23 protein-coding genes are annotated in these 22,372 nt (G+C 62.7%); 18 read left to right on the top strand and 5 right to left on the bottom strand.

Annotated features, from left to right (window positions below; genetic code table 11):
• The first annotated feature begins 3 nt into the window (after positions 1–3).
• The 9 genes from V8359_RS16805 to V8359_RS16845 all read left to right on the top strand — a co-directional run bounded on the left by V8359_RS16805 (position 4) and on the right by V8359_RS16845 (position 6,571).
• Positions 4–393: an AtpZ/AtpI family protein gene (locus V8359_RS16805; RefSeq protein WP_336430245.1), complete on the top strand. Its 390-nt coding sequence runs from the start codon at positions 4–6 to the stop codon at positions 391–393.
• Entirely contained in the window at positions 383–1,168 is a 786-nt protein-coding gene (locus V8359_RS16810) for a F0F1 ATP synthase subunit A (protein WP_336430246.1), read from the top strand. Before V8359_RS16805 ends, V8359_RS16810 begins: the two co-directional genes overlap by 11 nt.
• A 98-nt stretch (positions 1,169–1,266) precedes the next feature.
• The gene (locus tag V8359_RS16815) at positions 1,267–1,503 is read left to right on the top strand and encodes a F0F1 ATP synthase subunit C (protein WP_336430247.1); all 237 of its coding nucleotides are present in this window, start codon (positions 1,267–1,269) and stop codon (positions 1,501–1,503) included.
• A 92-nt stretch (positions 1,504–1,595) separates the two neighbouring features.
• Entirely contained in the window at positions 1,596–2,150 is a 555-nt protein-coding gene (locus V8359_RS16820) for a F0F1 ATP synthase subunit B' (protein WP_336430248.1), read from the top strand.
• A 5-nt stretch (positions 2,151–2,155) separates the two neighbouring features.
• Complete coding sequence (locus tag V8359_RS16825; protein ID WP_336430371.1) at positions 2,156–2,713, top strand: F0F1 ATP synthase subunit B; 558 nt, start codon at positions 2,156–2,158, stop codon at positions 2,711–2,713.
• Positions 2,714–2,860: 147 nt separating this feature from the next.
• Positions 2,861–4,588: a dihydroxy-acid dehydratase gene (gene ilvD, locus V8359_RS16830; RefSeq protein ID WP_336430249.1), complete on the top strand. Its 1,728-nt coding sequence runs from the start codon at positions 2,861–2,863 to the stop codon at positions 4,586–4,588.
• Positions 4,569–5,285: a hypothetical protein gene (locus V8359_RS16835; protein WP_336430250.1), complete on the top strand. Its 717-nt coding sequence runs from the start codon at positions 4,569–4,571 to the stop codon at positions 5,283–5,285. Before ilvD ends, V8359_RS16835 begins: the two co-directional genes overlap by 20 nt.
• A gap of 126 nt (positions 5,286–5,411) precedes the next feature.
• Positions 5,412–6,182 (top strand): DUF6478 family protein, encoded by a 771-nt coding sequence (locus V8359_RS16840; RefSeq protein WP_336430251.1) that lies wholly within the window; start codon positions 5,412–5,414, stop codon positions 6,180–6,182.
• A gap of 11 nt (positions 6,183–6,193) precedes the next feature.
• Positions 6,194–6,571: a hypothetical protein gene (locus tag V8359_RS16845; RefSeq protein WP_336430252.1), complete on the top strand. Its 378-nt coding sequence runs from the start codon at positions 6,194–6,196 to the stop codon at positions 6,569–6,571.
• A 15-nt stretch (positions 6,572–6,586) separates the two neighbouring features.
• Here V8359_RS16845 and V8359_RS16850 read toward each other — a convergent pair whose 3' ends face one another.
• Positions 6,587–7,759 (bottom strand): DNA recombination protein RmuC, encoded by a 1,173-nt coding sequence (locus V8359_RS16850; RefSeq protein ID WP_336430253.1) that lies wholly within the window; start codon positions 7,757–7,759, stop codon positions 6,587–6,589.
• Positions 7,756–9,597 (bottom strand): DNA mismatch repair endonuclease MutL, encoded by a 1,842-nt coding sequence (gene mutL / locus V8359_RS16855; RefSeq protein ID WP_336430254.1) that lies wholly within the window; start codon positions 9,595–9,597, stop codon positions 7,756–7,758. The genes V8359_RS16850 and mutL overlap by 4 nt, the downstream gene beginning before the upstream one ends.
• Before the next feature lie 110 nt (positions 9,598–9,707).
• Here mutL and V8359_RS16860 point away from each other — a divergent pair, with 110 nt between their 5' ends.
• The gene (locus V8359_RS16860) at positions 9,708–10,085 is read left to right on the top strand and encodes a rhodanese-like domain-containing protein (RefSeq protein ID WP_336430255.1); all 378 of its coding nucleotides are present in this window, start codon (positions 9,708–9,710) and stop codon (positions 10,083–10,085) included.
• A 162-nt stretch (positions 10,086–10,247) separates the two neighbouring features.
• On the opposite strand, the gene V8359_RS16865 is transcribed toward V8359_RS16860, so the two are convergent.
• A complete protein-coding gene (locus V8359_RS16865; RefSeq protein ID WP_336430256.1) occupies positions 10,248–11,585 on the bottom strand; it encodes an ammonium transporter in 1,338 nt (445 codons plus the stop codon).
• A 257-nt stretch (positions 11,586–11,842) separates the two neighbouring features.
• Here V8359_RS16865 and V8359_RS16870 point away from each other — a divergent pair, with 257 nt between their 5' ends.
• Positions 11,843–14,008, top strand: coding sequence for a transglycosylase domain-containing protein (locus V8359_RS16870; protein WP_336430257.1), 2,166 nt, complete (start codon positions 11,843–11,845; stop codon positions 14,006–14,008).
• Positions 14,009–14,029: 21 nt separating this feature from the next.
• Positions 14,030–14,842, top strand: coding sequence for a zinc-dependent peptidase (locus V8359_RS16875; protein WP_336430259.1), 813 nt, complete (start codon positions 14,030–14,032; stop codon positions 14,840–14,842).
• 54 nt (positions 14,843–14,896) lie between these two features.
• On the opposite strand, the gene V8359_RS16880 is transcribed toward V8359_RS16875, so the two are convergent.
• The gene (locus tag V8359_RS16880; RefSeq protein WP_336430261.1) at positions 14,897–15,502 is read right to left on the bottom strand and encodes an MlaC/ttg2D family ABC transporter substrate-binding protein; all 606 of its coding nucleotides are present in this window, start codon (positions 15,500–15,502) and stop codon (positions 14,897–14,899) included.
• Entirely contained in the window at positions 15,492–16,256 is a 765-nt protein-coding gene (locus V8359_RS16885; RefSeq protein WP_442970398.1) for an MlaA family lipoprotein, read from the bottom strand. The genes V8359_RS16880 and V8359_RS16885 overlap by 11 nt, the downstream gene beginning before the upstream one ends.
• A 197-nt stretch (positions 16,257–16,453) precedes the next feature.
• Here V8359_RS16885 and V8359_RS16890 point away from each other — a divergent pair, with 197 nt between their 5' ends.
• The 6 genes from V8359_RS16890 to V8359_RS16915 all read left to right on the top strand — a co-directional run bounded on the left by V8359_RS16890 (position 16,454) and on the right by V8359_RS16915 (position 22,336).
• Positions 16,454–18,184: a type I secretion system permease/ATPase gene (locus V8359_RS16890; protein ID WP_336430263.1), complete on the top strand. Its 1,731-nt coding sequence runs from the start codon at positions 16,454–16,456 to the stop codon at positions 18,182–18,184.
• Positions 18,181–19,488 (top strand): HlyD family type I secretion periplasmic adaptor subunit, encoded by a 1,308-nt coding sequence (locus tag V8359_RS16895; protein WP_336430264.1) that lies wholly within the window; start codon positions 18,181–18,183, stop codon positions 19,486–19,488. The genes V8359_RS16890 and V8359_RS16895 overlap by 4 nt, the downstream gene beginning before the upstream one ends.
• Positions 19,489–19,596: 108 nt before the next feature.
• A complete protein-coding gene (locus V8359_RS16900) occupies positions 19,597–20,058 on the top strand; it encodes a RidA family protein (protein ID WP_336430265.1) in 462 nt (153 codons plus the stop codon).
• Positions 20,055–20,822: a glycerophosphodiester phosphodiesterase family protein gene (locus V8359_RS16905; RefSeq protein ID WP_336430266.1), complete on the top strand. Its 768-nt coding sequence runs from the start codon at positions 20,055–20,057 to the stop codon at positions 20,820–20,822. Before V8359_RS16900 ends, V8359_RS16905 begins: the two co-directional genes overlap by 4 nt.
• 33 nt (positions 20,823–20,855) lie before the next feature.
• A complete protein-coding gene (locus tag V8359_RS16910) occupies positions 20,856–22,043 on the top strand; it encodes a GNAT family N-acetyltransferase (protein ID WP_336430267.1) in 1,188 nt (395 codons plus the stop codon).
• The gene (locus V8359_RS16915) at positions 22,040–22,336 is read left to right on the top strand and encodes a 4a-hydroxytetrahydrobiopterin dehydratase (RefSeq protein WP_336430268.1); all 297 of its coding nucleotides are present in this window, start codon (positions 22,040–22,042) and stop codon (positions 22,334–22,336) included. The genes V8359_RS16910 and V8359_RS16915 overlap by 4 nt, the downstream gene beginning before the upstream one ends.
• The last annotated feature ends 36 nt before the right edge of the window (positions 22,337–22,372 follow it).

The raw sequence follows: 22,372 nt of genomic DNA on the forward strand, positions 1-22,372 counted from the left end.
GGTGTGTCGCAGGGTGATGAGAAGGAGCGTCTGGCTGCGCTGGAGGCCCGGATCGCCGCCCTGAGAAAGCCGAAAGACGAAAAGCCCCACACCGAGGAGCATTATTCGCAGGCGCATCTGGCGTGGCGCATGGTGCTGGAGCTTGTCGTCGGTCTTCTGATCGGCTTTGGCATCGGATACGGGCTTGATCGCCTGTTGGGCACGCTGCCCTTGTTTCTGGTGCTCTTTACATTGCTGGGCCTTGCGGCGGGCATCAAGACGATGATCCGAAGCGCGGCGGAAATCCAGCGCAAGCAACTGGCCGAAGAGGCCGAGAGAATGGCGCCCGGACCGGGCAACGAGAAGACTGCGACGCAAGACGGCGCAAACGGGGGGACAAAGCATGGCGACTGAAGCGCAAGGTGCCGAGAAAAGCGAAGGTCTGGTGTTTCACCCGATGGATCAGTTCATCGTGAAACCGTTCTTCGGAGACGGGCCGGTCGGCACGTTCACCTTCACCAATGTAAGCTTCTGGATGGTCCTGACGGTCCTCGCGGCCGCCGCGCTTCTGGTTCTGGGCACGTCGGGGCGCTCGGTCATTCCGTCGCGGGTGCAGTCGATCGCGGAACTTTGCTATGGGTTCATCCGCAAGATGGTCGAGGACGTGGCCAGCAAAGAGGCGCTTCCTTATTTCCCTTACATCATGACGCTGTTCGTGTTCGTGCTTTTCTCGAACTTCCTCGGGCTGCTGCCCGGCGCGTTCACAACCACGTCGCATATCGCGGTGACGGCGGTTCTGGCGATGATGGTCTTTGTGACGGTGACCGTGCTGGGCTTTGTCAAGAACGGCGCCGGGTTCCTCGGCCTTTTCTGGATCAGTTCCGCGCCGCTTGCCCTGCGCCCCATTCTCGCGCTGATCGAGGTGATTTCCTACTTCGTGCGGCCGGTCAGCCATTCGATCCGTCTTGCCGGCAACATGATGGCCGGTCACGCCGTTCTCAAGGTTTTTGCCGCGTTCGCGCCGATGATCACCATCTCGGTCGGGATCGGTATCCTTGTGACGCCGCTGTCGATCCTCGCCATCGCGGCCATCTATGCGCTCGAGGTGCTGGTGGCCTTCATTCAGGCTTATGTCTTTACCATCCTGACCTGTGTCTACCTCAAGGATGCTCTGCACCCGGCACACTAAGGCACGACCGGGTCGCGGCCCGAACAACAGTCAACCGGCGGTCATGGCCGCCACCCGAACAAACGAAACGACGCAATTCCAACGTAAGGAGAATCGAAATGGAAGGCGATATCGCACAAATGGGCCAATTCATCGGCGCAGGTCTGGCTTCCGTCGGCATGGGCGGCGCAGCCGTCGGTGTGGGCAACGTGGTCGGCAATTACCTCGCTGGCGCCCTGCGCAACCCGTCGGCCGCTGCCGGTCAGACCGCGACCATGTTCATTGGTATCGCATTCGCAGAAGCACTGGGGATCTTCTCGTTCCTCGTCGCTCTGCTTCTGATGTTCGCCGTCTGAACCTGCGGAACCCGATCCTTACGACGGGGTGAGGGGCGGCAGACCGCCCTTCACCTCATGTAAACGGAACGTTCCCCGAGGAGGACGACGACATGGCAACCGAAGCCACAACAAGCGGCGATGCAGTCGGCAAATGTGTCGATAGCTTCGGCAGTGCCATCGGCCTGCCCCAATTGTGCGGCGAGTGGATGGGCAACCAGATTTTCTGGCTGCTGCTTACTCTGGTCGTGCTTTTTTTCGTCCTGTCGCGCGTGGCCTTGCCACGTATCGCGTCGATCCTGGCCGAACGGCAGGGGGCGATCACCAATGATCTCGCGGCTGCCGAGGATCTCAAGGCCAAGGCCGTCGAGGCCGAAGAGGCGTATAACAAGGCACTGAGCGACGCGCGGGCGGAGGCCCAGTCGATCATTGCCGAAGCCAAGGCGGAAATTCAGGCTGATCTGGACGATGCCACGGCGAAAGCCGATGCCGAGATTGCGGCCAAAACCGCGGAAGGCGAGAAGAAGATCGCCGAAATCCGTGAAAGCGCGCAGGACAGCATCAAGGACGTCGCCAAGGATACCGCTAAGGAAATCCTGACGATGATGGGCGGCAAGGCCGATGCCCGCACCGTAACGGCGGCCGTCAACGCGCGGATGAAAGGGTAATGACCATGCGGATCACAGCGACCCTTATCGCCCTTTTCGCCGCCAGCCCGGCGCTGGCGGCTTCGGGCCCGTTCTTTTCGCTTGGCAACACGAATTTCGTGGTGCTTCTGGCGTTCCTGCTTTTCCTTGCGGTGCTGCTTTATCTCAAGGTGCCGACGCAATTGGCCGGCATGTTGGACAAGCGTGCGGATGGCATCAAGTCCGAGCTCGATGAGGCGCGAGCCTTGCGTGAAGAGGCGCAATCGCTGCTTGCGGGATATGAACGCAAGCAGAAAGAAGTTCAGGAGCAGGCCAACCGGATCGTCGAACATGCCAAGACCGAGGCCGCCGCCGCGGCCGACAAGGCCAAGGCCGATCTCAAGACCAGCATCGCACGCCGCCTTCAGGCTGCAGAAGAGCAAATCAGTTCGGCCGAGGCCGCTGCCGTCAAGGAGGTCCGTGACCGGGCCGCCGAGGTGGCGGTGGGTGCCGCCAAGGATGTTATCGCCAAGCAGATGACCGCCCAGCAGGGCAACAAGCTCATCGACGAGTCGATCAACACGGTGGACCAGAAACTGCACTGACAGGTCGGAGCGCCGATACCCGACCGAGACAAGATCCCCCGGAGGCACCCGCCTTCGGGGGTTTTTCGTTTGGGACGTGTGCCCTGTGCTTGTGTCGCGCGCGCCAACCGCCTATTCCTTCGGCAACACGATTTCGGGAGGCCAGCCATGAGCAAGTTCGACAAAAAGCATCTGCCCAGCCGTCATGTAACCGAAGGTCCGGCGCGCGCGCCGCACCGGTCCTACATGTATGCGATGGGCCTGAGCGAGGAGGAAATCCATCAACCCCTTGTTGGTGTGGCGACCTGCTGGAACGAAGCCGCGCCATGCAACATCGCGCTCAGCCGTCAAGCCCAATCGGTCAAGATGGGGGTCAAGGAAGCGGGCGGCACACCGCGTGAGTTCACCACCATTACCGTGACCGACGGGATTGCCATGGGCCATGAGGGCATGCGCTCAAGCTTGGCGAGCCGCGAGGCGATTGCCGATACTGTCGAGCTGACCATGCGGGGGCATTGCTATGATGCGCTTGTGGGGCTGGCGGGCTGTGACAAGTCGCTTCCGGGGATGATGATGGCGATGGTGCGGCTCAACACACCGTCTGTCTTTATCTATGGCGGGTCGATCATGCCGGGCCGGTATCAAGGCAAGGACGTGACCGTTCAGGACGTCTTCGAAGCAGTGGGCCGACATCAGGCCGGCGCCAATTCCGACGAGGAACTGCGGGCGCTCGAAAAGGTGGCCTGCCCGAGTGCCGGAGCGTGTGGTGGCCAGTTTACCGCCAACACCATGGCCTGCGTGAGCGAGGCGATCGGCCTTGCGCTTCTCAACAGCGCGGGCGCGCCCGCACCCTATGAAAGCCGCGATCAATTCGGAACGGCGTCGGGCGATGCCGTGATGAATCTGCTGGAAAAGAATATCCGCGCCCGTGACGTGGTGACACTCAAAAGCCTTGAGAATGCCGCCCGCGTGGTGGCCTGCACAGGTGGCAGCACGAATGCCGGTCTGCATTTGCCGGCGATCGCGCATGAGGCCGGGCTGGAATTCTACCTTGATGACGTGTGCGAGATATTCAAGGACACGCCCTATTTCGTGGACCTGAAGCCCGGCGGACAATACGTGGCCAAAGACCTTTACGAGGTCGGCGGCGTGCCCGTCGTGATGAAGGAACTGCGCCGCGCGGGCCTTTTCCACGAGGATTGCATCACCGCATCGGGCCGCAGCATGGGCGAAGAGCTTGACCTCATCGAGCGCGAGGCAGATGGGCGTGTGATATATCCGGTGGACAAGCCGATCACCAAGACAGGCGGCGTCGTGGGTCTCAAAGGCAATCTCGCGCCGCAGGGGGCCATCGTGAAGGTCGCCGGTATGAGCGCGGAAGAACAGGTCTTTACCGGGCCTGCACGGGTCTTTGAATGCGAAGAAGAGGCGTTCGAGGCGGTCAAGGCGCGATCCTATAACGAAGGTGAAGTCCTTGTCATCCGCAACGAAGGTCCTGCCGGTGGCCCCGGCATGCGCGAGATGCTGGCAACCACGGCCGCACTGAGCGGACAGGGCATGGGCAAGAAGGTGGCGCTTATCACCGATGGGCGGTTCTCGGGTGCGACACGCGGGTTCTGTGTGGGGCATGTGGGGCCAGAGGCCGCGCATGGCGGGCCTATCGCGCTGGTCGCGACCGGCGATGTGATCACCATCGACGCGGTCAACGGAGAACTGAGCGTTGCCCTCACGGATGATGAGCTGGCCGCCCGCAAAGACGCATGGGCGGGCCCGCGCGAAACGATCTATTCGAGTGGGGCACTCTGGAAATATGCGCAACTCGTGGGCGAGACCTATAAGGGCGCTGTCACGCATCCGGGGGCCGAGGCCGAACGGCATGTCTTCATGGATCTTTGAGGGGGGCATGCGCCTTTCGCGGGCGTTCCTTCTGATCGCGATTCTGCCGCTTGCCGCGTGCGATGCCATCGGGGCGGGCACGTTCGGAGCCTCTGACACGTCCGAGCCGGTGCGCAAGGTGCCGCTTTTTGGGGGTGAAGTGGTGGTGTCGGGGCCGGTGGGATATTGCATCGATCCGACCAGCCTCAGGCGACGGGGCGGCGGACATGTGATCCTGCTGGCAAGTTGTGCGGGGCTGACCGGACAGCCCGCCATGACGGTCGATCCGGCGGTGATGACGGTGTCTGTCTTGCCCGCTGACCGCGACGCGCGCCAGCCCACCGCCGACGAGTTGGCCGCATCCATGCGGCCCGCGCGCGTGCTTGAGCGGATCGACGGAGACGGTGTGTCATTCGTGCATCTCGCCTCGGGCGGAGAAGTGGGCGTTCCCGGGGGCGATCCCGCGCATTGGCGCGGTGCGATGCTTATCAACGGGCACCTGACCGGCCTCGCGCTCTATGCGCCCGAGGGCAGCCGCGTGGCCCGTGGCCAAGCGGGGCAGGGTTTGATGATCGCGCTGGCCGAACGGCTTCGTTCGGGAAGCCCCGAGCGCCGCGCCGCGACGCCGCCCGAAGCCCCGGAAGAGGGAATCAATACACCTGCCGCCAAGGGCGAGGGCGGTTTCAATATTTTGGACATATTCCGCAAGAAATCCTGAACCCGGATAGGGGCCGTGCAGGGCCCGACGCGCATAAATCCCGGATTGTTTCCATAAGGTGGTTAATCCTCTGGAAGGAACGGGTCTGGCAAGTTAGAAAAGACCAAAGACAAGAGGCTCGACCAGATGCCATTTCGGAGTGCGCTCGGCAATAGACTTTTCCATCTGCGTGGTATCCGCCGCTGGGCCAAGGCCGCGCGGCGTGCGCCGGAAATGGAGCTCGACGAGCTGCGGACTATACGGTCTCTTGCGCGTAAGTATCTATATTCCATGAACGAAGTATTGGCGGTGGCCGATAGCCGCCTTGCCCTTCCCACGATCGGGTCCAACGCATTTCCCAAGCCGCATGGCACGGATTGGGCGTGGCGCCCGTCGCTGTGGCGCCGGCCGCTTCCGGTGCCCGGCATGTCCTCGGTCGAGAGCAAGTCAAAGCTGGGCTCGGAACTGACATTGTTTCATGATTGTGCACATACGGAATTGACGCTTCGACAATTGCGCAACCATCGCGAGGCCGATCTGGCGTCTTACGGTCTCAGGATGGACGTTTTCGCCTTTGACGGATCGTTCCTGTCGCTCGTGCTTGATCTGCCGCACGAGGCGGTGGATGGGCTGACCAAGAACCATCTTCTGCGGATGGGGACCATCGTCGAGATGGAGAAGCCGCTGGAAATCTTTGCGCGACTGAACATCAAGCATGGTCCGAACACCGAACAGATCGTGCGCGAACTGCCGCTTCATGAAGACGAGATCATGGTCGAATTCGACCTTGCCTATTCGAACCTGAATGAAAAACGGATCGAGCGGGCATGGGTCGATATCATTTTTGAAAACCCGCAGATGAGCCAAGTGATCCTGCGGGACCTGACATTCAGCCGCCGACCGCGCGCCGAGTTCTGAGGGAGACCGAGATGAGCGATCTGACACTCACGAAAACCCGTCTGTTCGAAGGTGTTTGGGAAGGTATCCTGACCTCGGATGCCGAGGGCAACATGCAGCCCGAGATCGAGGTCACGCATCTTCAACAGCCGGTGCCGGATGTGCAGGTGATCGAAAACCGCGAAGCCCGGCACTGGGTCGTGCGGGTGCCAATCCCCGCTGCGCTGATCTCGGACGGGGTGCAGACCTTTCTGATCAATGATGCGCGGGCGGGTGAAACCCTGGGCAGTTTCGCACTGCTTTCGGGGGATGCGTTAAGCTATGATATCCGGGCCGAAGTGACGCTTTTGCGCGACGAACTGGACATGCTCAAACGCGCATTTCGGCGCCACTGCCTTGAGACGACCTGAACACGCCGGGTCCGCCTAACCTTTGTCGGTCGGCAGTCCGACGATGGTCGGTTCAGTTTCGGGGGCCAGTTCCTCAAAGTCAAAATTGTCGAGCCTACGGGCGCGGCGGCCTGCCTTGTCGGCGGAAATCTTGATCTCGGAAATATCCTTGGACGCCTGATTGAAATGACGGTCGAGGTTCTCGACCCGGGATCCGAGCCTTTCGACATCGGAAAACAGCAGGCCGAGTTCGCGCCGGATGGCGCCGGCCTGTTCGCGCATGCGTGCGTCCTTGAGAATGGCGCGCATGGTGTTGAGGGTGGCCATGCAGGTGGTGGGCGACACGATCCAGACCCGCGCGGCAAAGCCTTCGCGCACCAATTCAGGGAAGTTGGCGTGCAGTTCGGCATAGACCGCTTCGGAAGGCAGGAACATCAACGCGCCATCGGCGGTCTCACCATCGAGAACGTATTTGTCGGAGATATCCTTGATGTGCTTTTTGACGGATTGGCGCAGGAATTTTGCCGCTTCGTTCAACTCCCAATCGGTTGCGGCATTGCGCAGCGCCTCGTAGGCCTCGAGCGGGAATTTGCTGTCGATGCAGATCGGGCCGGGGGGATTAGGCAGGTGGATAAGGCAATCCGCGCGCTTTCCATTCGATAGCGTATGTTGTAGCGTGAAGCTGTCTGACGGCAACGCCTTGGTCACGATATCGTTGAGCTGAATCTCACCGAAGGCGCCACGGGTCTGTTTGTTCGAAAGGATGTCCTGCAAGGTCAGAACATCGCCCGAAAGCTTGGTGATGTTGTCTTGTGCCTTGTCGATTGCCTGAAGCCGCTGTTGCAGGTCGCCAAGGGATTGCGCGGTGCGGCGGGCCGAACCGTGCAGATTCTCGTTCATCCTTTCGGAGACCTCCGCCAGCCGTTTTTCCATCAGTTGCAGCATATTGGATTGCGCGGCGGCTTGTGCTTCGGAGACGTGGTTGAGCCCACCGGCAAGCTGATGTTGACCGTCGCTAAGCCCTTGAACGCGCTGAGACAATGTTCCGATTTGGTGTGACAAAGGTTCGGTTATGCGTGCCGAGCGTCCGGCGGCCCGAATCACCATGATCAACAGCAAAATGATCAACGCCAGAAGTGCGCCACCGACAAGCAGCCCGAGAACGAGCGGATCACCGGTGTCGAGAGTGGTATCGCCAATTTGGATCATGTGCGCCCGAAGAGCCGTTCTATATCGGCAAGCTTGAGTTTGACATATGTTGGCCGGCCATGGTTGCATTGGCCGGAATGCGGTGTCGCTTCCATCTCGCGGAGGAGGGCGTTCATTTCCGGTGCGCTCATGCGGCGGCCCGACCGGACCGAGCCATGACAGGCGATCCGCGACAGGATCGCGTCGATACGGCCACGTATGGTTTCGGCGCTTCCCTGATCGCTGAGTTCATCCAGAACATCGAGCACGAGAGCGCGCGCATCGACCGCGCCAAGAATGGCGGGCGTTTCGCGCACCGCGACAGATGAGCCGCCAAACGCCTCGATCACGAGGCCGAGGGTTTCAAGCTCGGACGCGGCGGCAAGCAGGCGGGCACGATCGGTTTCGGACAGATCGACAATCTCGGGGATGAGAAGCGCCTGTGCGGGCACCCCCCGTTCTGACATCTGGGTCTTTAACTTCTCGTAAACGAGCCGCTCATGCGCCGCGTGCTGATCAACGATGACCATGCCGTCGGTCGTTTGGGCGATGATGTAGGTCTCATGGACCTGCGCGCGGGCCGCCCCAAGCGGGGTCTCTTGGCTCTCGTCCGTCTCGGCAATGTCTTCGGGGGAGTCGTGGCGTGCGGAAAACGTTTCCTGCATGTCGGCAAAGCCCGGCGCCTGAGCCTGATAGGCGGCACCCCGCGCCGCCGGGCCGGGGCGGTCCATCTGATAGATGCGGGCGCTGTCCTGTGGCTCAGGACGGAAGGCGCCGAGCGTGGCCTCCGCCACGGTCGAGGATGCGCGATGCCCGTGTTCTGCGAGCGCGTGACGCAGGCCCGACACGATGAGGCCGCGCGCAAGGCCGGGATCGCGGAAGCGCACCTCGGATTTCGCGGGATGCACGTTGACATCCACCAGCGTCGGATCACAGGTCACGAAGAGCACGGCGGCGGGGTGCCTGTCGCGGCTAAGCAGGTCGTGATAGGCGGCGCGCAGCGCACCCGAGAGCATCTTGTCCCGCACCGGGCGGCCATTCACGAAGAGGTATTGCGCCACCGCCGCGCCCCGAGAATACGTGGGCAGCGCGGCATAGCCCGTCATCCGAAGCGCCTCGCGTGTGGCATCAATTTTCACAGTGTTTTCAGCGAACTCCGCGCCAAGAACCCGGCCAAGCCGGTGATGCAGCGCATCGAAGAGATCACCCGTTTCGGGATCGGCGCGGAAGGTGACACGCCCCTCGCCGCCGCCCGATACGTCGCGCAGGGTGAAGCCCACCGAGGGTTCGGCCATGGCGAGGCGCTTGACCACGTCGGTGATGGCCTGCGTTTCCGCCCGGTCCGAGCGCATGAACTTGAGCCGGGCGGGGGTCGCGTAGAACAGGTCGCGCAGGGTGACGATGGTGCCGGAGGTCAGCGCGGTGGGCTTTACCGCCCCCATGTCGCCGCCCGCAATGGAGATTTCGGCGGCATCGTGCCCCTTGGCGCGCGATTGGATGCGCAGCCGCCCGACCGCGCCCAGTGATGGCAGCGCCTCGCCCCGGAAGCCGAAGCTGAGGATGTTGAGCAGGTCGCTCCCATCGATCTTGGAGGTGGCGTGACGGGACAGGGCGAGCGGCAGGTCGGCGGGGGACATGCCGCACCCGTCATCGGCCACGCGGATCATCGTCTTGCCGCCATCGGCATAGGCGACCTCGATCCGGGAGGCGCCCGCGTCGAGCGCGTTTTCCAGCAGTTCCTTGACCGCCGAGGCGGGCCGTTCGACCACTTCGCCCGCCGCGATACGGTTGATCGCGCTGTCGTCAAGCTGTCTTATGACGGGGTGCGTTTCGCTGATATGGTGGATCGGATCTGCCATACCACAAGACCTAGCACGGAGCGGCGCGATTCGGCCACTGGAATAGCGGGGTGGAACGGGTGGTTTCATACCGCGTTCAATCAGGGAGACACAAGCAAACGAGGTGCAAAATGCAGACCGAAGACGTAGGCGGAAAAACCCTTGAAACATGGACCGTAGAGGAGGCTTTCAAGGCGTGGCAGGACGGCTCGATCGTTCTGATCGACGTGCGGTCGCCGCAGGAATACATGTTCGAGCATATCCACGGGTCGCTCCTTATGCCGATGGCGAGTTTCTCGGCAAAAGGTCTTCCGAATCAGGGGGATAAACCGATGGTCATGATGTGCGGAAGCGGTGTCCGCTCCGAAAAGATGGCACGCGTGGCGCTTGATGCCGGTGAGACGAAGATCGCCCATATCAAGGGAGGGTTCGGCGCATGGAAGGAGGCCAAGAAACCCTATATCGGCATCGAACTTGCCAGTGGGGCTCCCAAATGTGTCAACGGGTGAGTCGGCTCAAAGGTTAACGGGGCGCCCCCCACGTCGGTATCATGTCGGTATTCACGTCGGTATTGCGTCGGTACGACACCCGCAGCGCAGATGTTAAAGCCCCGAACGCAAAACCCCGGCCGCAAGGCGCGGCCGGGGTCGTTTGCGCGGTATTCGAACCGGTCAGGAGCGGACGAATTCGGGATAGGCCTCCATCCCAAGCTCGTGCATGTCGAGCCCGTTGATCTCGGCCTCGGCATCGACGCGCAGCCCGACCACGGCGCGGAGGATCAGCCAGACGACCGCCGATGCGGCACAGACGAACACCCCGACCACGACGATGGCGTAAAGCTGAGTCAGGATGTTGGCGTCGCTATTGGTGAGCGCGACGGCCAGAGTGCCCCAGATGCCAGCGAAGAGGTGAACCGGGATCGCCCCCACCACATCGTCGATGCGCAGCTTGTCGAGAAGCGGCACGGTGAAGACCACGATGACCCCGCCAACGGCCCCGATCAGCGTCGCCTCGGTGATCGAAGGCGTGAGCGGCTCGGCGGTGATCGAGACGAGACCTGCAAGCGCGCCATTGAGGATCATGGTGAGGTCGGGCTTGCGATAGAGCGCCTGAGTTAGCAGGAGCGCCGCGACCGCGCCGGCAGATGCGGCGGCATTGGTATTGACGAAGATGCGGCTGATGTCGGCCACGTTGCCGGCGGTGTCCATATAAAGCTGTGAGCCGCCGTTGAAGCCGAACCAGCCGAGCCACAGGATGAACGTGCCAAGCGTGGCGAGCGCGAGGTTCGAGCCGGGGATCGGGTTGACGCGGCCGTTCTTGTATTTGCCAAGACGCGGCCCGAGGATGATCGCCCCGGTCAGCGCGGCCCAGCCCCCGACGGAGTGCACAACGGTCGAGCCGGCGAAATCCTGAAAGCCCGCGGCGTCGAGGAAGCCGCCGCCCCATTTCCAGCTTGCCTGAACCGGGTAGATGACTGCGGTGAGCAAGATGACGAAGATGAGAAACGGCCAGAGCTTGATCCGTTCGGCAAGCGCACCCGAAACGATCGAGGCGGTGGCGGCGCAGAACATCAATTGAAAGAAGAAATCCGAGCCGACGGAGGCATAGGTCAGATCCGGATCGGCCCCTTCAAGGCCCACCGGTTCAAGCGAGGTGAGCGAGAACGCCCCGAGAACACTCTCGATGCTCCATCCGTCGCCGGGATACATGAGATTATAGCCAAGCAGGTAATAGAACACCGCAGCCAGCGAGAAGAGCGCCATGTTCTTGGTCAGCTGCATGGTCACGTTCTTGCCGCGCACGAGCCCCGCCTCGAGCATGGCGAATCCTGCGGCCATGAAGAACACGAGAAATCCCGAGACGAGGAACATGAAGGTGGTGAAGATAAAGCCGATATCGGCATTGAGCGGCGTCACATCGGCGTCCTGCGCCGAGGCCAGTGTGGGCAAGGCGGTGGCAAGCGCCAGCGCCGAGAGTGTCGGAATAAGTGTGGGACGGAGGCGGATCACGATTTTTCCCCTGTTTTTCGGGCCCGCATCACGCGGGCGTTTGCAGGTGCAGCAAAAAGGGCAGCGCCCTTGACGTGAAGCGGAAAGCCGCAGATTTGTGACGCGCGCCTTTCGCTTCGCCAAAAATTTGTGCAAATCACGCCGAATGTTCATAAAAGAGGCGCGGAAAAAACGGTGCGCCAGACCACACAGGGCGCGACTTCACGGGTGGATACAGGTATGGTTCGCCAAAACCGAAAGCTCGGGGCAGGGCTGATATGAGTAATACAGGCGGCAGAAAGCCAAGGTTGGTAGCCGACAAGCGCACCCGACCGACCAAGAAGAAACCCGCAGCCAAGCGGCGCAAGACACCTGCGCGCAAGTCGCGGAAACCGGCACGGTCACGCGGCGGAGTCTCAGGTGCGATCATCGGCTTTTTCAGCGGGGTCATCCGGTGGGTTCTGCGGCTTCTTTGGGGGATCGGCTGGAGGCTGACGGCCATTTTCGCGCTGATCGTCGCGATTGCGACCGCCTATATTTATACGACGCTGCCCGATGTTTCAGCGTTTCTTGACGGGCGCGCGCGGGGCTCGGTCACGCTTCTGGACCGGGAGGGCGATGTCTTTGCGTGGCGTGGCGACCAATTTGGCGGCGTGGTGACGACCGAGACCGTGTCGCGGCATGTGCGCAATGCCGTGGTGGCGACCGAGGACAAAAGGTTCTATTGGCATTTTGGTATCAGCCCGCGTGGTGTTGCCGGCGCAGTCCGCATCAACCTTCAGGAGGGGCGCGGCCCCCTGAGCGGTCACGGCGGCTCGACCATCACCCAGCAGACTGCCAAGCTTTTGTGTCTGGGTGTCGAGTTCGACAAGGATAAGTGGAAGAACGAACGGGACTATGTGCGCGATTGTCGCCGCACGACCGTTTGGCGCAAGGTCAAAGAGGCGATCTTTGCGCTTGCGATGGAGGTCAAGTATTCCAAAGACGAAATCCTGTCGATCTATATGAACCGCGCCTATTTCGGTGGCGGGGCCTATGGTGTGGAGGCGGCGGCGCAGCGGTATTTCGGCAAATCGGCGAACGCGGTCAACGCCGCCGAAGGGGCAATGCTGGCGGGACTTCTGACCGCGCCGACGCGGCTTGCTCCGACGTCGAACCTCAAGCGGTCTCAGGATCGGGCGGCGACGGTTCTTAAGCTGATGAACGAACAGGGGTATCTGACGCCCAAGGAGGTGGCCATCGCCCGCGCCGCGCCTGCGACGCTTTCGGATGCGGCCGAGGCGCAAGCGGGGGGCTATTTCGCGGACTGGATCATGGATTCGGGGCCTGAATTCTTTACCCGCGACACGACCGAGGATGTGATCATCAAGACGACGCTGGATCAGCGCATCCAGCGCGCGGCCGAAGAGGCGATGGATTACATCTTTGAAAACAAGGTGCGTGACGGATCAGAGGCGCAGGCCGCCATCGTGGTCATGAGCGCCGATGGCGCGGTGCGCGCCATGGTGGGTGGGCGCGAAACCAAGGTCACCGGCGCCTTCAACCGCGCCACGCAGGCCAATCGGCAGACCGGGTCAAGCTTTAAGCCGTTCGTTTATGCCACCGCGCTTGAGCTTGGATATGGGCCGTTCGATACGGTGATGGACGAGGCCTATTGTCAGAATATTCCCGGTTCGGGGCAGTGGTGCCCGTCGAATTACGACCGCAAGTTCCATGGCCGCGTGACCCTGACCGAGGCGCTGGCGCGGTCCTATAACATTCCCGCGGTGAAGATTTCCGAAAGCGTGGGCCGGGACCTTGTGCGAAAGGTGGCGAGCGATTTCGGTATCGAAAGCGATCTGGCCGATGGTCCGGCGCTTGCGCTGGGCGCGTCGGAAAGCACGCTTCTTGAGATGTCGGGCGCGTTCGCGGGTATCCTGAACGGGGGCTCGTCGGTCGAGCCTTACGGCCTTGTCGAACTTCGCCTGCTGGGGCAGGACGAGCCGCTTATGGGGGCGGGCGGTGGCATCGGTGAGCGGGTGATCAACGAGGAGGCCGCGCGCGAGCTGATGTTCATGATGAACAAGGTGGTCACGTCGGGCACCGGACGCCGCGCGAAGCTTGATGATCGCGAGGCGGCGGGCAAGACCGGCACCACACAGGCGGCCCGCGATGCATGGTTCCTTGGATTTACCGCGGATTACGTGGCGGGCGTTTGGATGGGTTATGACGACAACACGCCGCTCAAGGGGGTTACCGGCGGTGGCCTGCCCGCCGATATCTGGCGCGAGACGATGGTGCGGGTTCATGAAGGCCTGCCCGTGACGCCCTTGCCGATGGCGCGTGATGTCACGCAGCCCCGTCCTGAATCGCAGCCGCAGGTGCAACAGCGCCCGCGCCCGGAGCAAAACCGCGACGGACCGATCGAGAACATCCTGAAACAACTGCTGGGCGTGGAGCGGTAAGACCCGCGGGGATCAGGGACGATGTGGATTTTCCTTCTTGTTTTGGCGGCTGCGATGGGAGCGTGGGGCCTGTGGCGCCATAGCAAGCAGCGAAGGCGCGCGGCGCTTCTAGAGCAAGGGCTGAGCGACACGGAACGCGCGATTGTCGTCGATGAGGTGCCTCTGGTTCGGCGGTTGCCCACCGATCTGCGCGCAGGTTTCGAGGGGCGTATCGCCTTGTTCCGGCATCAGGTCGATTTCGTCGGCTGCAACGGGCTTGAGGTGACGCGCGAGATGGAGCTTTCTATTGCCGCGCAAGCCTGTCTCATCGTTGCGAACAGCGATATCTGGTATGATCACCTGAGCACGATCCTGATTTATCCCGGCGCGTTCAAGTCGCGGCAGGCCGAGCAGAATGGCTATATCGTCACCGAGCGCGAGACGGTGCGCGTCGGCGAAAGCTGGGAGCGGGGGCCGGTGGTGCTGTCTTGGCCGCATGTGGAACAGGGCGCCGAGGACGACACAGATGGTCAGAATGTCGTGCTGCATGAATTCGCCCATCAGCTTGACGCCTTGTCGGGTGACACCGATGGCATCCCGATACTGAGCCGGGATCAGAGCCCCGAGGACTGGATTCGAATCTTTGGTGACGCGCATGATGCGCATACGCGCTCTGTTGAGCGGGGGCACAAGGGCGTCATAGACCCCTATGGCGCGCTGAGCCCGGAAGAATTCTTTGCGGTGGCGGTCGAGGCGTTCTTTGAGCGACCCAAGCAGTTGCACCACGAGGCCGCAGATGTCTATGCGCAGCTTTCGGCCCTCTTGCGGGTCGATCCGGCGCGCTGGACCTCTTGAGCCTGATGGGCGTTGGCAGGGGGCGGTTTCGCCCCCCTTCCGCGTGTCTGCGGATCAGCCGGCGCGCTTGATATCCGAAATCAGCGCGTTGATATCGCCGCCGCGCTGATCGAGCATCGCTCCGATCTCGTCACGTTCGGTCAAGCGCAGGCTGATGCCTTCGATGATCATGTCGAAAAACTTGTCGCTTCCCGATTTGTCGGACACCAGGAACTTGACCTCGAAGGGCTGCTTGCCCGGAAGTTTGACGGTCGAGATGACCTCTTGCCACGATCTTGCGCGGCGCACCGAGCGAACAGTGATCTCACCGCCCTGAAACTCGCGAAACCGCTTGCCGTATTTCCGGGCGATGTAGCCGCGGAAGGCGTCGGTATAAGCGCGAAGCTGAGCCGGGCTGGCACGGCGGGAATCGGCACCCAACGTGGACCGGGCGATGATGTTCACATCCGCGTAGCTGCGGAAGATACGTTCGAAATCCGAGATCATCCCACCGAGGCTTTTGCCCGAGCTGATGACACGATTGATGTCTGCGACGACCTGATCCACAAGGCGGCGTGCCGCGGCCTCGGTCAGGGCCATTGCAGGTGTCGTCACCGTGGCGGCGGCAAGAGCCGCGCCACCGGTTCCGAGAAACTTGCGACGGGAAAATTCATTCATCATACGGGTCCTCATATACTGATCCGGCGCCTTCGTAGGGATCGCCAGCCACACTCTCATACGGGTCCAGATAGGTCTCGTCGCGGCCTTTGCCCAGCTTGAAGCGGCGATTTTGGAGGTAAATTGAGCGTGAAGCCGCGTAACTGTCGGCGCTTTCGTAAAGTATTGAATCGATTGTATCGGAATATTGTCCACGCGCACTCAGGCCCGAGGAAACCGAGGCCGCGGTCCCGTAATAGCTTTCGGGAGAGGGCAGCGCGTAGGTGAGCGGGTTGGTGAACAGATCGACAGTCTTGCCCACCGCGTCACGCGTGGTCGAGGGGCCCAGCAGCGGAAGCTCCATGTAGGGGCCTTCGTTGATACCCCACGTATAGAGGGTTTGACCGAAATCGGCGTCGGTCTTGGCCGGCATGTTGAGTTCGGTCGCGGGATCGAAGAACCCGCCAAGGCCCAGCGTCGTGTTGACGAGGAACCGATAGGTGTCGGTCGTGGCCCCCAAGCCGTTGCCCTGAAGTATGTTGTTCACGATCGCGCCGGGCAGCGACAGGTTTTCAGAGAAACGGGTGACCACGAGTTCGATGTCGTCGGGCACCGCCTTGGTATACCCTTTGCCAGCAGGGCGCACCAAGGCGCGATCAAGCGAGCGGTTGAAGGCGTGGACCTCGCGGTTTTCCTCTTCCCACGGGTCATAATGCGTTTGGCGCATGACCGCCGGATCCGGCTTGGCACAGGCCGTGAGCAGAACAAGCAAGGCCATCAAGACAAGCTGTCCGAAATGGCGTGCGGTGATGGAAATGTTTTTAAGCTTCACCAGTCCGAAACCCGAATCGCGCTACTGAAACGACTATCTAACCCAATCCCGCCCGAGGTGACAGAGTTGGCGACGGTTGCAAGTGACACGTGGCAGATCGGTAACGCCGGAGCGCAGGGCGCGACAGCGATGGCGGAACCGCGATGAGGCGATCGCGCCCCGGCACGCCGCATGACGGCGGCAAGGAACTGCGCGATCTGCGGGCCCGAAGCCTGCCGCTCCTGTGGTTTGTCGGGCTTCTGAGCCTTTTCTCCAACCTTCTGATGCTGACCGGGCCGCTTTACATGCTTCAGGTCTATGACCGGGTGCTGAACAGCGGGTCGGAGGCGACGCTGGTGTCGCTCACGCTTCTTGCGGCATTCCTCTTTGCGATGATGGGCGTGCTTGACTGGGCACGGGGCCGCATCATGGCCCGGATCGGCGTGCGGTTTCAACTTGGGCTGGGGCGGCGAATCTACGACCTTTTGCTGGGGGATCAGGCGCAGCAGGGGGCCGGTGCTACCGTGCTACGGGATATGGATGCGGTGCAGCGGATCATGGTCTCACCGGTGATGCTTGCCCTGTTCGACCTGCCTTGGGTGCCGATATTCTTGTTTGGAATCTGGATGTTCCATCCTTCTTTGGGGCTTCTTGCCGTGGCGGGGGGACTGAGCCTCGTGATGATTTCCATACTGCATCAGCGGCTCTCGCGGGGCCCGGGTGTGCAGGCGATGACCTCTCAGCGGCGCGCGGATGCCAGCGCCGCAGAGATCGCGGGTGCCGCCGATACGGTGCGGAGCCTCGGGATGCGCGATGCGGCGTTCCGGCGCTGGCGCGAGTCGGCGGATCTGGCGCTTTCGGATCAACAGCGGCTGGCTGATCAGGGGGGCGGGTTCGCGGCGCTCACGCGGACTCTCAGGCTTTTCCTGCAATCCGCGATGCTGGGCATGGGGGCGTGGCTCGTTCTGGGCGGAGAACTTGGCCCCGGCGCGATGATTGCGGGCTCGATCCTGCTTGGCCGCGCTCTGATGCCGGTGGAGCAGGTGATCGGCCAGTGGTCCGCGCTTGATCAGGCGCGGCGCGGCAGGCAGGCGCTGGCCCGCGCGCTGAGCGAGGTGCCGCCGACTGTGCCGCGCACCGGGCTGCCGCATCCCGTCGCGCGGGTGCAGGTGCAACAGGCGACGGTCGTGCCCCCCGGCGCTTCGGGCGCGGTGTTGCGTGGCGTGTCCATGACGATCGAGCCGGGTGAAGCGGTGGGCGTGATCGGGCCTTCGGGGTCCGGCAAATCCACGTTGGCCCATGCACTGACCGGTGGTTGGCCCCCTGTATGGGGCAAGGTCAGGTTGGGCGGTGCGGCGCTCGATCATTATGCGCCGGATACGCTTGGCCGGCTCATTGGCTATTTGCCGCAGCAGGTGCGATTTATCGAGGGGACCATCGCCGAGAATATTGGCCGGCTTGACCGACCGGTGAGGGATGACGCGGTCATCGCGGCTGCGCGCAGGGCGGGGGTGCATGACATGATCCTCGATCTACCCGAGGGGTATGATACCTGGCTCGACACGGACGGCGCCCCGCTTTCGGGTGGGCAGGCGCGCCGTATCGGGCTGGCCCGTGCGCTCTACGGTGATCCTGTGCTTCTGGTCCTTGATGAGCCTCATGCCGGACTCGACCATCGGGGCCGCGCCACGGTGAGGGACGTCATCGCGAAGGTGAAAGCGGCGGGCGGCGCGGTGATCGTGATGGCGCATCACGCGGTCAGCGTCGAAGACTGCGATCTTCTCCTCCTGCTTGACGGTGGGCTCGCACGGTCGTTTGGACCGCGTGAGCAGGTGTTGGAGCGGGCCGCTGATCTGTGCATGGGCGAAAGCGCGGAGAGGGGGCTTGCCTCATGACGGATGCGACGGCGCCCTTGGGATCGGTGCGGCGGCCCGTGATCGTCGGATGCCTCGGACTTGTCCTGTTGCTTGGCGGGTTCGGAGGCTGGGCGGTGGCCGCGCGCCTTGCCGGGGCGATCATTGCGCAGGGTGTCGTCGACGCAGGGCTGAGCCGACAGGTGATCCAGCATCCGGAGGGGGGCGTCGTGACGTCCCTTGAGGTGCGCGAGGGCGATGAGGTGAGTCCGGGTGACCTTCTGATGCGGTTGGAGCCGGGCGCGCTTGGCACGGACCTGAGCATTACGGAAACCCGCCTTTTCGAGGTGATCGCACGGCGAGCACGGCTCGAGGCGGAGCGCGACGGGCTTTCGGAGCCGGTGTTTGCGCCCGAATTGAACCGGATGGCGGCAGGGAGCGCCGAGGTGCGCGACCTGATGGCAGGACAGGAGCGGCTGCACGCGGCGCGCGCGCAATCGCACGCGGCCGAGGTGGCGCAACTCACGCAGCGCGCGGCGCATCTGGGCGAGGCGGTGGCCGGGCTCAAGGCGCAACGCAATGCGCTTGAGCGGCAGCGACAACTGATCCTCGAGGAACTGACGGGGCAGGAGACGCTGCGCGCGCGCGGGTTGGTGCCTGCGGCGCGCGTGCTTGTGCTGCGCCGTGAGGCCGCGCGGTTGGAGGGTGCCATCGCCGAGGCGGGCGCGCAGTGGGCAGAGGCCGAAGGCCGCATCGCGGCGATCGCGGTGGACCGGTTGCGCCTGACGCGCACGCGGCGCGAAGAGGCGATCACGCGGCTGCGCGACCTGCGGCACCGGGAACTTGAGCTTAGGGAGACACGACGCGCGTTGAGCGCGCGGCAGGCACGGCTGGAGATACGGGCGCCAATCGCGGGCACGGTTCACGGGTTGCGTATCCAGAGGCCGGCCGCGGTGCTGCGCGCGGGGGACACGGCGATGTGGATCGTGCCGCACGCGGAGGCCCCGATCATCGTCGCACAAGTGCCGCCTCTCGATGTCGACGCGGTCTTTGTCGGGCAACGGGCCACGCTCAGATTTCCGGCCCTTGCCGGGCCGGACGCGCCGGAATTGGAGGGGCGGGTTCGCGTGATTTCAGCGGATGTGTTCGAGGCCGAGGGCCCCGGCGCGCGCTTCTACCGGGCCGAGATCGTGCTGAACCGGGGCGAGCTGGGGCGCCTGCCCGCGCAAGTTGCGCTGACCCCGGGAATGCCGGTGGCGGTGTTCATCCGCACCGGAGATCAGACGCCTTTGCACTATCTCACCCAGCCGCTGATCCGGTATTTCACCAAGGCGTTCCGGGCCTGATCGGGCGGGCCCCCGACGGAAGCGGAGTGCGGGGCGGAATTTGACATTCCCTTTCGCGCCGCGCCCCGTTAGCGTCGCGCATAACGGATCAGCCCAAGAGGTGGAACAATGGGAAATTTCGAAAGCAAACTTGCCGAAATGGGCGTGACGCTCCCTGAGGCACCGGCGCCGGCGGCCAATTACGTGCCCTATGTGCAGACCGGCAATCTTTTGCATGTGTCAGGCCAGATTTCCAAGGATGACACCGGGCTTATCACCGGCAAGCTGGGTGATGACATGGATGTCGCCGAGGGGGCCAAGGCCGCGAAAGTCTGTGCCATCGCGCTTCTGGCGCAGGTGAAGGCGGCCTGTGGGGGTGATCTTGATCGTCTCGTGCGGGTGGTGAAGCTCGGTGGGTTTGTCAACTCGACCCCGGATTTCACCGAACAGCCGCTGGTGATCAATGGCGCGTCGGACTTCCTCGGAGAGGCGCTGGGAGAGACGGGCAAGCACGCGCGCGCCGCGGTTTCGGCGCCGTCGCTTCCCTTTGGTGTCGCGGTCGAGATCGACGGGGTTTTCGAGATCAGATGAGCGATCTGCCCGAAGTGTTCCTGCGCGTGCCCGTGGCGCACCGGGCCCTGCATGATGTCGGTGACGGGCGCCCGGAAAATTCGCGCGCGGCGATGCGCGCGGCGATTGCGCACGGCTATGGCATCGAATTGGACCTGCAATTGTCGCGTGACGGGCGGGCCATGGTTTTTCATGATTACGACCTTGGCCGATTGACTGGTCAGCGCGGTGCGATCCGGCAACGCAGCGCAGAGGAGCTGGCGGCGCTTCGCCTCAAGGGGGGAGATGAGGGCATTGCGACCCTGCGTGAAATTCTCGGGCTGATCGACGGGCGCGCGCCGCTCCTCATCGAGCTTAAGGATCAGCATGGCCAGATGGGCGAGACCGATGGACGCCTTGAGGCGGCGGTGGCGGCCGACCTTGCGGGGTATGGGGGGGATGTCGCGCTTATGTCGTTCAATCCGCATTCGGTGATCGCTCTGCGTGGGCTTTGCCCGGATATCCCCCGCGGCCTTGTCACCTGTGCTTTCGGGATGAAGGACTGGCCGCTTTTGCGCCGGGAAACGCGCAGGCGCCTGCGTGAGATACCTGATTTCGTCGCGGCGGGGGCCAGTTTCATCAGCCATCAGGCCAGCGATCTCGGCCGGGGGCGGGTGGCAGAACTCAAGGCCGGAGGCGCGCCTGTGCTGTGCTGGACTGTGCGATCCCGCGAACAGGAACGGGAGGCCCGTGAAGTTGCGGATAACATCACGTTCGAGCGTTATCTTGCTGCCCATCCCGCTTGAACCTCGGGACTCAGGCCCCAGTTGCATATGGCGATGACCGAAACCGAAATCACCCTGACCCTGCATGAGCGCCTCTCGGATATCGGGGAGGCCGCTTGGGATGCCTGCGCCTGCCCGGAGGCGGCGGATGGCGGACGCCCGGACGACCCGTTCACCACCTACAGGTTCCTCAATGCGTTGGAACAAAGTGGATCGGTGGGCCCCGGCACCGGATGGGAAGGGCATTACATGAGCGCCCGCGCGGGCGACGAGGTGATCGCCGTCGCGCCGCTTTATGCCAAGGGACACAGTCAAGGCGAATACATTTTCGATCACAACTGGGCCCACGCATATGAGCGCGCGGGCGGGCGGTATTACCCCAAGCTTCAGATCGCCGTTCCGTTCACCCCGGTGACGGGCCGCCGTTTTCTGACGAAACCGGGGCATGAGGCCATGGGCCGGGCGGCGCTGACACAAGGTGCGGTCGAAATGGCCGAGCGGCACGGCATCAGCTCTCTGCATGTCACCTTTTGCACGGCCGACGAATGTGCGGCGGGCGAAACCCTTGGCCTGATGGCGCGACGGACTCAGCAATATCACTGGGAAAACCGTGGCTATGCCGATTTCAGTGCATTTCTGGCCGATCTGAGTTCGCGCAAGCGCAAGAATATCCGCAAAGAGCGCGCGGCGGCGCAAGGATTTGGCGGAGAGATCGTGCATCTTACCGGCGATGCGATTCAGCCCGAACACTGGGATGCCATGTGGCATTTCTATCAGGATACGGGCGCGCGGAAATGGGGCACACCCTATCTTGCGCGGGCCTTTTTCGATCTGGCGCATGATGTCCTGCGGGACGATATTTTGCTGATCTTCGCGCTACGTGACGGGTGGCCTGTTGCGGGGGCGATGAACCTGATCGGGCGGAATGCGCTTTTTGGCCGGTATTGGGGATGTGCCGAGGCGCATGCGAACCTGCATTTCGAACTGTGCTATTATCAGGCCATGGATTACGCCATCGCTCACAAGCTCGGGCGGGTGGAGGCCGGCGCGCAGGGAGAGCACAAGCTGGCGCGGGGATACCTACCCAAACCTGTCCATTCGCTGCATTGGATGAGCGACCCGGGTTTCGCGCGCGCTGTTGCGCACTATCTTGAGGCAGAGGGCGCGGCAGTGGATGACGAGATTGAAATTCTCACGAGTTATGGCCCGTTCCGAAACACAGAGGAGGAAGAGCACCAATGACCGAGAAACTGAGCGACACGGCGCGCGAGACGATGCTGGGCCCGTTGACCGACAATGGCTGGGAGATGGTGGAGGGTCGCGACGCGATCACCAAGTCCTTCAAGTTCGACGACTTCACCGAAGCGTTCGGGTTCATGACCCGCGCGGCGATCTGGGCCGAGAAATGGAACCACCATCCCGAATGGTTCAATGTCTACAATTCGGTCGAGGTCACGCTGACCACGCATGACGTGGATGGGCTGAGTTCGCTTGACGTGAAGCTGGCGCGGAAGATGGATAATCTGGCGCAGTAAGGCGGGCGCAGTAAGGCGGGCAGGGATCGCGGCGCA

This window comes from Roseovarius sp. E0-M6, from assembly GCF_037083845.1.
In the GTDB taxonomy this organism is placed as follows: Bacteria; Pseudomonadota; Alphaproteobacteria; order Rhodobacterales; family Rhodobacteraceae; genus Roseovarius.